Annotated in this window: 8 protein-coding genes and 1 pseudogene; 3 read left to right on the top strand and 6 right to left on the bottom strand. The window is 36.7% G+C overall.

The features are described from left to right. Positions 1-98: 98 nt before the first annotated feature. Together serS and BCR25_RS09280 are read left to right on the top strand one after the other, a co-directional pair. Positions 99-1,085, top strand: a pseudogene (serS, locus tag BCR25_RS09285) (serine--tRNA ligase); the annotation flags it as partial. Positions 1,086-1,197: 112 nt separating this feature from the next. Next, the gene (locus BCR25_RS09280) at positions 1,198-2,691 is read left to right on the top strand and encodes a polysaccharide deacetylase family protein (RefSeq protein ID WP_069663333.1); all 1,494 of its coding nucleotides are present in this window, start codon (positions 1,198-1,200) and stop codon (positions 2,689-2,691) included. A 106-nt stretch (positions 2,692-2,797) separates the two neighbouring features. On the opposite strand, the gene guaB is transcribed toward BCR25_RS09280, so the two are convergent. The 5 genes from guaB to BCR25_RS09255 all read right to left on the bottom strand — a co-directional run bounded on the left by guaB (position 2,798) and on the right by BCR25_RS09255 (position 8,339). Continuing rightward, entirely contained in the window at positions 2,798-4,282 is a 1,485-nt protein-coding gene (guaB, locus tag BCR25_RS09275) for an IMP dehydrogenase (protein WP_069663332.1), read from the bottom strand. Positions 4,283-4,440: 158 nt separating this feature from the next. Next, positions 4,441-6,120: a glycosyltransferase family protein gene (locus tag BCR25_RS09270; protein ID WP_245792119.1), complete on the bottom strand. Its 1,680-nt coding sequence runs from the start codon at positions 6,118-6,120 to the stop codon at positions 4,441-4,443. Between the two features lie 135 nt (positions 6,121-6,255). Next, positions 6,256-6,939 carry a DUF1129 domain-containing protein gene (locus BCR25_RS09265; protein WP_069663330.1) on the bottom strand — a complete coding sequence of 228 codons (684 nt, stop codon included), beginning with the start codon at positions 6,937-6,939 and terminating at the stop codon, positions 6,256-6,258. Positions 6,940-7,039: 100 nt separating this feature from the next. After that, positions 7,040-8,140 carry a redox-regulated ATPase YchF gene (gene ychF, locus BCR25_RS09260; protein WP_069663329.1) on the bottom strand — a complete coding sequence of 367 codons (1,101 nt, stop codon included), beginning with the start codon at positions 8,138-8,140 and terminating at the stop codon, positions 7,040-7,042. A 10-nt stretch (positions 8,141-8,150) separates the two neighbouring features. After that, positions 8,151-8,339: a DUF951 domain-containing protein gene (locus BCR25_RS09255; RefSeq protein WP_069663328.1), complete on the bottom strand. Its 189-nt coding sequence runs from the start codon at positions 8,337-8,339 to the stop codon at positions 8,151-8,153. A 310-nt stretch (positions 8,340-8,649) separates the two neighbouring features. Between BCR25_RS09255 and BCR25_RS09250 the strand changes: the two genes are divergently transcribed. After that, positions 8,650-10,161: a helix-turn-helix domain-containing protein gene (locus BCR25_RS09250; protein ID WP_069663327.1), complete on the top strand. Its 1,512-nt coding sequence runs from the start codon at positions 8,650-8,652 to the stop codon at positions 10,159-10,161. A 66-nt stretch (positions 10,162-10,227) separates the two neighbouring features. On the opposite strand, the gene BCR25_RS09245 is transcribed toward BCR25_RS09250, so the two are convergent. Continuing rightward, positions 10,228-11,334 carry a tyrosine-type recombinase/integrase gene (locus BCR25_RS09245; protein WP_069663326.1) on the bottom strand — a complete coding sequence of 369 codons (1,107 nt, stop codon included), beginning with the start codon at positions 11,332-11,334 and terminating at the stop codon, positions 10,228-10,230. Positions 11,335-11,484 lie beyond the last annotated feature (150 nt).

The raw sequence follows: 11,484 nt of genomic DNA, 5'->3' as shown, positions 1-11,484 counted from the left end.
AAGGTGCATGTACGGTGTGGAGCGGGGGAAAACCTAGAGAAGTTATTTGCTTTTAGTAGCTAAGAAAGCAAACTTCAAAAGGTTACCTATCGCTATCTAAACTGCAAGAAATCTCTACAACATTACCAAACTTACCACATAGCAGTGTGCCTATCGGCGCAGATGAAGATGACAACGTTGAAGTTCGTCGATGGAGTGAACCTAGAAACTTTGCGTTTGAGCCTAAAGCTCATTGGGATGTCGCTGAACAGTTAGACATTCTTGATTTTGAACGCGGAGCCAAAGTTGCCGGCAGCCGTTTTGTCTATTACAAGGGATTAGGCGCTCGTTTAGAACGTGCTTTATATAATTTTATGCTGGATATGCATGTTTATGATCATGGGTATACTGAAATGATGACCCCTTATATCGTCAACAGCAATTCTATGTTTGGAACTGGTCAATTCCCTAAATTCAAAGAAGATGTTTTCCAACTAGAAGGCACGGATATGACATTGATTCCAACAGCAGAAGTGCCGCTGACAAACTACTATAATAATGAGATTTTAGATGGTAAAGATTTGCCGATTTATTTTACAGCTCTAAGTCCTTCTTTCCGTTCAGAAGCAGGAAGTGCTGGTCGAGACACACGTGGTTTGATTCGTTTACATCAGTTCAACAAAGTCGAAATGGTCAAATTTAGTGATGCAGAGCATTCTTATGAAGAATTGGAAAAAATGACAGCAAACGCGGAAGACATTTTACAAAAATTGAATTTACCTTATCGAGTTATGGCGCTTGCTACAGGCGATATGGGCTTCTCTGCTGCTAAAACTTACGACCTAGAAGTTTGGATCCCTGCGCAAAATGCATACCGTGAAATCAGCTCTTGCTCAAACTGTGAAGATTTTCAAGCTCGCCGTGCAATGATCCGCTACCGTGACGAAAATGATAAAGTTCAATATGCGCATACCTTAAATGGATCAGGATTGGCAGTCGGCCGAACAGTAGCCGCTATTTTAGAAAATTATCAAAACGAAGATGGTTCAGTTACCATCCCAGAAGTATTAGTCCCTTATATGGGAGACCTCAAATTGATCAAATAAGGAGTCAAAGAAATCCTTAATTTAATGATTAGGCTGTTGAAAACAGAATTTGTGCATGTTACATTTGATTTATTGTAAAAAGATAAGTCAAAACATAGAGGAATCAAAGATCATGGATAAAAATAGGCATGCACATAGCACTCGAAACAGTCGACGTATAAACAGAAATCAACATACTGGTAAAAAGCTAGCTATTCTCTCTCTTTTTACTAGTATGTTTCTTTTGATTGGCGGTGGTCTTTATGTCACTCATGCAATCCAGCATGATACAAAAGAAACCGCAGAAGAGGACGAAAACAATGACTACCAGCAAAAAGCGGCTGCACTTGTAGAGAAGATTCGACAAGCGCAAAAAGAAGAGCCCATAGAAAGTACAGAATTTTTAGAAACAACAAATGATATACAAACTCTTCTTTATAATCCCGCTCAGACGAAGTCGATCCCTCAATTCTCAACACTAAAAAGTGAATTGACTGCAATGATCGATACGATAAAAAAAGATCGAGCGAACCACGCCCCTCGAAAAATCGTGGGACAACTGAAAATGACTAAAATAACCGAGCAATTAAATAGGTATCAGCCCTTTATTACAACGTACACTTGGGAAAAGAATAAGCAAGACTGGTCTAAACAAACAAATACGGGAAAAACATCGGTTGTTGTCAATCAAAAAAACAATCAACGTTTAACCCTTACGGATCTTTTTACTAGCGAAGCAAATTTATTAGCCGTTCAGCAAATCGTTCAGCAAAAACTACTAGATGACAGCCTTGATGGAAATGCTGTTATCGACGGAGTGCTCACTATGCCGAAGTTTTCTATACAAGACACAGCATTTACCTATTATCCAGATAAAATCAGCTTGAATTTACCTGATAATCCAACTGGAAAAAAAGAAGTGACCTTGCCTTATAATGAAATTACCGGCTATATCAATTCAGAATTTGTTGATCCAAGATCGCTCCAAGAGACTCCCCCTGTTGCCTTGGATCCAAATAAAAAATATATCTCGCTAACATTTGACGACGGCCCCAATCCTAAAACAACACCCAAACTTTTAGATATCTTAAAAGATAAAGGGGTCAATGCTACATTTTTCATGTTAGGACAAAACGTAGTAAAAAACGAAGCGATTGTTAAACGTACAGCGGAAGAGGGGCACGAAGTTGCTAGTCACTCTTATTCTCATCCCCAGTTAACTGAACTCAGCCCAGAGCGTATAAATGAAGAAGTTCAAAATACAGATAAAGCTATCTATCGTGCTATTGGGAAGCTGCCTACTGATTTTAGACCGCCATATGGCGCTGTGACTCCTGAAGTCGCAGCAATCATCAATAAACCAATCATTCAATGGTCGGTCGACTCACAAGATTGGCAAAGTCATAATGTAGACAAAATTATTCAACGAGTTCATGATACTGAATACAACGATGCCATTATCTTGATGCATGATATTCATCCAGAAACTGTGGAAGCTGTTCCGATCGTGATCGATCGCTTACGTGAAGAAGGCTATGAAATCATTCCATCTAAACAGCTATTAGGGAATAAGACTAAACCGATGCACATGTATTACGGTTCTACCGACGAACGTCCTATACAATAAAAGGGCTGAGCTACAACTCTTCGAGTTATAGCTCAGCCCTTAAAATTCAACTAAACGGCGGAAACAGAAGTACTCACTACACTTCAGTGCCAGCCTCTTCGTATTCTTATTGTTCTACAGAATAATTTGGTGCTTCTTTGGTGATTTGTACATCATGAGGATGGGATTCTTTCAATCCGTTACCGCTCATTTGAATGAACTGTGCGTCTTCACGTAATTGTTTTAAGTCCGCTGCACCTACATAACCCATACCTGATTTTAGTCCGCCAATCAATTGGAAAACAATATCAGATACGCTGCCTTTGTATGCTACACGACCCTCAATACCTTCTGGAACCAACTTATTCGCTTCATTGACTCCACCCTGGAAGTAACGATCGCTTGATCCTTTTTCCATTGCACCCAATGAACCCATACCGCGGTATGTTTTAAAGCGACGACCTTGATAAATTTCAAATTCACCTGGTGATTCATCTGTTCCAGCTAACATACTTCCTAACATTACCGCATGTCCACCAGCAGCTAATGCCTTGACGATATCACCAGAATATTTGATTCCGCCATCTGCAATGATTGCTTTGCCATATTTGCGAGCAACAGAAGCTGCATCGTAAATCGCGGTTAACTGAGGTACACCAACACCTGCTACTACACGAGTGGTACAAATAGAACCTGGTCCGATCCCAACTTTAACCACATCAACGCCCACATCGTACAGCGCTTTTGCGCCTTCTGCTGTTGCAATATTTCCAGCAATCAACGTAGCTTCTGGGAAAGTATCACGAATTTCTTTGATTTTACGAATCACACCTGCACTGTGACCATGAGCTGTATCAATAATAATCGCATCTGCGCCTGCTTCCAATAACGCTTCGGCACGTTCAAAGGTATCACTTGTCACACCTACTGCAGCTGCCACTAACAAACGTCCATGCTCATCTTTCGCAGCATTCGGAAATTCGATTACTTTTTCAATATCTTTGATCGTGATCAATCCACTTAGACGATTGTTTTCATCAACAATCGGTAGTTTTTCGATTTTATGTTTTTGTAAAATCTTTTCAGCATCTTTTAGAGAAGTACCAACTGGGGCTGTTACTAAATTGTCTTTCGTCATGACTTCTTCGATCTTCATTTGATAATCTGTTACAAAACGCATATCACGGTTAGTGATAATACCTACTAATGTACGATTTTCCATTGTTTCAACGATTGGCACACCACTGATACGATATTTGCTCATCAGATTTTCAGCATCTGCTACCAAATTAGTTGGTGTTAGGAAAAATGGATCAATGATTACTCCGCTTTCAGAACGTTTTACTTTACGAACCTCATCTGCTTGTTGCGCAATACTCATATTCTTATGGATCACTCCTAGTCCACCTTGACGAGCCATTGAAATCGCCATTTTACTATCTGTGACCGTATCCATACTTGCACTGATCAGAGGAATATTCAATTTGATATTTTTCGCTAGCTGCACGCTCATATCTACTTCATTTGGCAGTACATGACTTTCCGCCGGAATCAATAAAACATCATCAAATGTTAGACCCTTTTTCGCGAATTTTGTTTCCCAGTTAGACATTTTCTAGACCACTCCTCTATTTAATTTTATATAAGAAAATAACAGATAATATAAGGGAAGTCAACAGCATTTCTTCCTTTAAATAAATTTTCTGTTCGTTTTGCAAAACATGAGATTTTTCTCATGTTTTTGCCACTCAAGCCAAAGGATAACGACGGTTATTTCTCTTCTTTAGACCCTTGGGAGTGAAAGATAGACAATTTTACTAGGAGAAATATAAACAGTGTTCCTAGAGATATCCCTAAAGCAACTTTTTGTATCCAAGTTGCTTTATAAGAAACAGAGACCTTACCTTTTCCAGATAACGGAATATCGACGAGTCCATTTTCTTTATTCAATGCCCCTAAGACCACTTGGGTTTTGCTGTCCTCAACAACTTCTGCTTGATAACCATAGTAATAAATAAAAGGGAGTGTGACCGTAGCTTCTCGTGAGCTTTTTACAGAATAGTCAAATGTTGCACCGCCAAATGGTAATTTGACATTCGTCAGTTCAAGCTCATTTGGATCATAAGCCATTTTTCTTTTTTTATTTTTCAGTAACTGATCATAATTTACTTCTTTTGGTAAATATTCGTGACCAGCACCGATATAATAGCTATTTGTCTGATCATAGCTCTGATGCGATAATACCCGACTATTTTCAGTACGAATACTTTCCCATTCATACAGTACAACACCCAGTAAAATAAAGAGCAGCACAATAACAGACCCATAAGGTACTCTTTTCAATATGCCGATAGAATCATTTGCAATCAAATAGGCTAACAACAATGTAACGACAGAAAGAAAACGCCACGGAAACTGAATCGTATTTAATGGCGTATGGTCAAAGAGCTGCCAGGGAAAAAGATTCGTGGTCATCAACATAAACAGGAAAGAAAGAAAAATCAACTCCTTATTTTCTGTTTCTCGTTTAAAAAGCATTGCCCCATAGACGAACAGCCCCATTAAAAGAATAATTCCTATATTCGCTGAAGAAGCATGAAAAACGCGGTTCTCAAAGCTATTTTTCAGTAATTCACCTATAGAATAGCTTTTAGTAGAAATCAATGTCAGTGGCTTAGCCGTTACTTGAAACGTGATACGACTCATCTGTTCAAAAACTGGAAATAAATAAAAGGCTAATAATAACACCGTCATGACTGCAGCCTTAAAAAACGCAACAATGATTGGCTTTTTAAGAAAATAAGAGGCATTCAAGATGATATACAAACCAATGAACAGACTAATGATTTCTAAGGAAATAAAATGAGCTAACCCGATCCCTGTCATTGCAACTGTTAAGAGCCACCATTTTTGTACTTTCCCTGCTTTTAGCAATGATAAGCTAGCTAAGACTAAAGGGAAAAAACTCATTGCCAGTAATTCTCCGATCGCTTGACGATTGAAAAAATCTTGTAACCGGTAGATCGATAGTGTATACAACAAAGAAAACAGATAACTATTAAGCTTAGGTAACCCCATATAACGCCCGGATAAATAGGTCAATCCAAAGGTACCCAGATTGATTGCCATCGCAAAAAAAAGAAAACTCGTAGCTAAAGAACATCCAGCAACTCTTAAAAGAGCTGGAAAATATAGATAAAAATCTGGGTAAAACAAACTCGAAGCATACCCATATCCGCCAATAAAAAAATAACTAACTTTAGGAAACCATAGTCCATGTTTTAACGATTGTGCCAGTCCTTCAATACGATTTTGATGAAAATGATAGTCATCACCGATTAAAATATGACCATTTTGAAAGTAGACAATATACAAAGATAAAAAACTTAACAGAAGAAAGCTAATGAAAATCAATAGTCGACTTCGTTTGTTGATCCATTCGGTCATCATGTCACCCTTTCAAGATTATAGTTCTACTATAATTAAAGTACCTTGAAAAAGTGCATATTTCAAATACTAACCTTTTTTAAATAAAAACACTCAAAACAGATTTTGTTTTGAGTGTTTTTGTTCTTATTCTACATATTAACGTGCTAAACTACTGCGCATATTGTATTTTTTCTTTAAGAAATGACGGACTACCAATGCTACTCCGCCAAGAATAATCACGATTACTGGATCAAAAATCGGATTAATCACTGCTGGCAACATCGCTGACCCTGCAAATACGGCTAACCATAATAGCATTGACCCGACTAAAATCAAGCCAGTTTTAAACCAGCCTGGACGTTTTGATTTATCCATGCCAGGACGATCGTACTGGTAAACATATTTATACATCAGATAGAATACATATCCGCCAGCCATCGATGCTAAGACAAGTGTCAGTAATCCTAAAGGCTGTGTTTTACCTTTAGACCACATCATCATGATCGAGAACATCAACGTCATTACCCCAAATAACAATAACGTATTATCCAGCCACATCAGTGTCGGTGTTGATTCTGGTAGTTCTTCTGGTTTATTTAAAATAGACTCCGTACGTTCAGATACTGTACCAAACAACTGACGTGCAGTTTTCCCACTCTTTTGACCTTCTACCAATTGGGGTAAAATCTCATGCAAAGCCAATGTCTGCGCTTCTTCAGAAAGGTTGGCTGCTACTAATGATTTTTTTAAATCAAAAATATACTGTTCATTTCTCTTTGTCAATTTTTGTTCAAGCTCACGATTCTCTGAAACAATATCTCGAAGTGCTTCTGATTCCATTTTTTGCGTCCTCCTCGCCCATGAAAAACGGGGCAGTCTTTACCTAAAAAGTATTCTAACACATTTTTTAGGGAGAAAAACAGTTTTTAGCAAATTTTTCCTATACATTGAAACGGAAAAGCATAACATCGCCATCTTGTACAACATATTCTTTTCCTTCTAAACGGACTTTTCCAGCCTCTTTAGCAGCCTGCATATTGCCATAGGTACTTAAATCATCGAAGGACACTGTTTCGGCACGAATGAAACCGCGCTCGAAATCTGTATGAATAATTCCTGCTGCTTGAGGTGCTTTGATTCCTTTGCGGAAAGTCCATGCACGAACTTCTTGTTCACCTGCTGTAAAATACGTTGCCAAGCCTAACAGATCATATGCTGCACGAATCAATTGATCCAAACCAGACTCTTCAATGCCTAAGGCCTCTAAAAATTCAGCCTTGTCCTCATCGTCTAATTCAGCGATTTCTTCTTCTGCTCGCGCGCACACTACAATAACTTCTGCGTTCTCATTCGCAGCAAACGTACGAACTTGTTGGACATAAGGATTATTGTTTGAATCAGAAACTTCATCTTCTGATACATTCGCTACATATAAGATAGGTTTTGCAGTTAATAAGAACAGACTTCTAACAATCTTTTGTTCTTCTTCCGTAAATTCGATTGTTCGAGCAGATAATCCTTCTTCCAAGACTGGCTTAAGTTTATCCAACACGGCCAATTCAGCGACAGCATCTTTGTCTTTTGTTTTAGCAATTTTAGCAACACGAGTATAGCGCTTATTGATAGAATCCAAATCAGCTAAAACCAATTCTAAATTGATCGTATCGATATCCGCTAATGGATCCACGCGTCCTTCAACGTGAGTGATATTATCATCATCAAAACAACGTACCACGTGACAAATCGCATCAACTTGACGGATATGACTCAAAAATTGGTTTCCTAGACCTTCACCTTTACTTGCACCTTTTACGATACCTGCAATATCTGTAAATTCAAATGTTGTTGGTACTGTTTTTTTAGGTTTTACTAATTCTGTTAAACGCTGCAAACGATCATCTGGTACTTCAACCATTCCCACATTCGGGTCGATCGTCGCAAACGGGTAGTTTGCTGCTTCTGCTCCTGCTTTTGTAATTGCGTTAAAAAGAGTTGATTTCCCTACGTTGGGCAAACCTACGATTCCAGCTGTTAATGCCATTGATCATTCACTATCCTTTATTATTTTTTTCCAAAATTTTCTTCATTTTCTTTTCAAAATCACGACGTGTCATCATAACGATATGACCGCAGTTGGTACATTTTATTTTAATATCGGCACCCATTCGGATAATTTCCCAACGATTTGCCTGACAAGCATGTGGTTTTTTCATTTCGACGATATCACCAAGATCATACATTACAGACATATCCTTTCTAATATTAAATAGTACGCAATATTTATGAAATCCAACATAAACATACAAAGATACAATACCATTTTTTTAGCAATCAAGCAAAAGCTATTTTTACCAAGCTTTCGATTTTGTATGATTTTATGATAATGGAAAATAGTTCAACGGATTTTACCAAAAAATATACATTTTTCCTTAAACAGGATTGTATTCTCCTTGTTTTTAATAGATAATGATAAAAATATCTTTAAAATCGAGAATTTCTACTTTTTATTTTTAGAAATATCGTTCTCAATTGATATAAGGGAGATTTGTTTTGGAAAAATTTGATCTATTAGAAAAAATGGAAATGTATCAACTTGACTTACTTATATATATAATTAATGCTGGAGGCTCTGCGACCAAAAAAGAACTGTTGGCACATCTAAAGATCGGCGATTATATTCTAACAAAAGTAACTGAAAGTTTGATCACTTATGCAAACGATTCCAGTAACGGATTTACGCTTGAAGTAACAAAACACTCCATTCGTTTTCAAACTAAACCAGACTATTCGATCCACACTTTATTTAATAAATTAATTGTTCACGCACCAAAATATAGGATTTTAGAAGAATTACAGCTTTGCGGAACGATTGACCCCATTCGCTTATGTGAAAAAATCGGAATCAGCCATTCAACCTATTTTAGAAAAATCAATGAATTAAATTACTTACTGAAAGAATTTGACTTGTCTATTCAAAATGGCTATCTTTTAGGATCCGAGCTGCAGATTCGTTTTTTCTATGTTTCTCTTCATCTTATTACGGATTCAAAAGAACCGTTGAAACTTCCTAATATAGATCCTAGGATTTATGACTCCGTAAATGAAATACAAGCAATTTTAGGCTCTCCTTTATCCTTTCTTTCTAGAAGAAAGCTGATCATTTATCTAAGCCTATTAAAAAGAAGGAATGCTCAAAAGAATATCTCTGACTATAGTGATCAAGCACCATTTTTTAATAATAAAACCGGAATCACGAATCAAAAAAAATTTATACGCTCCTTAAAAACCACGACTCTCTTTAAAAAAATCAATAAGGTTCTTACTTCTTTTTTAGTCTACTATTCCTTTAAAATGCTTCCAAACGAAACTACCTTACTACTCCTTTTCCTACTAGGAGAAGAAATCATTCCTATTCATTCCTATTTTTTAAAAGAGCTGGATTCTATTGAAAAAAGTAGTAATCTTTTCGTTCTAACACTGAATGAGGAATTTATAGTCTTTATGAAGCAGATTTATCCACATGCTCAACTCAGTAAGCGGCATCTTACTATGTTAAATTACTATCTAAACTCGATTGCTTATCGTTATTTGATTTTCAAAGGAAACGTCAACTATTACTGGGAGCCATACCCTATTGACCACCAAGAGAACAATCGATTTAACATTATCATTGCATTTATTGATCACTTGAAGGGAAAATACCCAACACTTTTTGAGGACAGCAAGTACACTCATCTCCTGATTAAAAAATATGCCTATATTTTAGATTTTTATGAAGAGTGTATCAAGGCAAAGGTAACTGTCGGTATATTTATTGAAGACAGCTCATTATTTAAAAAACAGGCAACTAAATGGTGGATCAAGCATGCTGAACTAACCTCATTTGCTCAAGCTGAACCACTGGTCATCAGCCATCCTTACGATTTAGTCATCAGCAATGTTGATTGCTCTTACCTTAGAAAACAGGGAAAACATTTCTTCTTTATCACGAATTATAATGAAAAAATGGATACGATCGACCTTGATAACTTGCTGCACAAAATTTATTCTTCACGTTATTAACGGTATGAGAATAACCGTTATCTTGCAGGTTATTTTCTGCCTTTATTTCTTTTACTATTGCTTTTATCAATGAACAAATTCAAGCTTTTCAACTAGCTGTCGTTCCTCTGACAAAAATGAATTTGTGTAGCAATCCAACGTCATCTTCGTTGATGAGTGACCTAAAAGAGAACTGATTGTAGCAATATTCCCGCCGGCCTCTAGACAGCGTGTAGCGAAGGTATGCCGCAAGGAATGGAAAGAAAATTTTTCTAATCCGATTTTTTTACGAATAACTTGAAAACGATAGGCAACAGTACGCGGTTCAAGTGCTCTATGTTTATTAGAGATGACATAATCACTTTTAGAGAGCTTTTGAAGCTCCAAAAGTTTTTCCTTTAGAGTACCAGATATTGGAATTCTTCGAGATGAGTTCCTACTTTTAGGAGTAATTTCAACAATTTTGGTCTTTCTAACGCCATTATCTTTTACCGGAATTCTTAATACTGTTCGGTTTACACCTAATGTATTGTTTTCAAAGTCAATATCCTCCCATTTCAACCCACAAATTTCTCCGATTCTCAGTCCAGTCTGCAATGCTAAAACAATAGAGAAAAACTTTTGATTTGTATTGATTTCTTTGATCAATCGATTCTGATCTTTGACGGATAGTGCCTGAACCGTTTTTCTTTCTGCTTTTGGCAACTCGATGCCTGTGCATGGATTTTCAGTCAGTAGATTCAATGCGACAGCTTTACTCATACAGTTTTTCAAGACAGAAAGAATAGATCTAACCGAACTGGCTTTCAGCGTTTCGTTCATTTCATTAAGTAATGTTTCAATATCAGATTGTTTCAATTTTTGTAATTTAATGTTTCCTAATTTGGATAGTACATGAACGTCCATTTTATTTTTATAACTGGCATATGTACTATCTTTTACCTTCGGTTGGACAAATGTTTCCAGCCAATACTTTGTCCAATCAAGTAATTTGCCATCATACTGCATTAGATGCTTATTGCTGCTTGTTTGCTTTTCATATTTCATTAATATCAATTGCTGCTTGACTTCAGAATACTTATAACCGTAAATGTATCCATAGTAAATTTTTCCACTCTCTTGTCTACCTTTTATGTATCGGCCTTCCCAACGGCCATCTTTTCTTTTGTAGATATTCTCTCCTCTTCTTGCCATAATCAATATCCTTTCCAAAGTTAATTTCGTCAATTCAAGAAAATAAATTCACTGAAAATATATAAAAATTATGTTATTTTATTTAAATAAAATTTATAATTTTAAGCGATAATTTATATTCATTCCCAATCTAACCAAAACTTCTTACAA

It is taken from the genome of Enterococcus termitis, from assembly GCF_001730305.1.
GTDB lineage: Bacteria > Bacillota > Bacilli > Lactobacillales > Enterococcaceae > Enterococcus_L > Enterococcus_L termitis.
This window is presented reverse-complemented; position numbering and strand designations above follow the sequence as displayed.

Coding starts and splice junctions, on each gene's coding strand:
- BCR25_RS09280 (WP_069663333.1), top strand. CDS start 1,198: ATGGATAAAAATAGGCATGCACATAGCACTCGAAACAGTCGACGTATA.
- guaB (WP_069663332.1), bottom strand. CDS start 4,282: ATGTCTAACTGGGAAACAAAATTCGCGAAAAAGGGTCTAACATTTGAT.
- BCR25_RS09270 (WP_245792119.1), bottom strand. CDS start 6,120: ATGATGACCGAATGGATCAACAAACGAAGTCGACTATTGATTTTCATT.
- BCR25_RS09265 (WP_069663330.1), bottom strand. CDS start 6,939: ATGGAATCAGAAGCACTTCGAGATATTGTTTCAGAGAATCGTGAGCTT.
- ychF (WP_069663329.1), bottom strand. CDS start 8,140: ATGGCATTAACAGCTGGAATCGTAGGTTTGCCCAACGTAGGGAAATCA.
- BCR25_RS09255 (WP_069663328.1), bottom strand. CDS start 8,339: ATGTATGATCTTGGTGATATCGTCGAAATGAAAAAACCACATGCTTGT.
- BCR25_RS09245 (WP_069663326.1), bottom strand. CDS start 11,334: ATGGCAAGAAGAGGAGAGAATATCTACAAAAGAAAAGATGGCCGTTGG.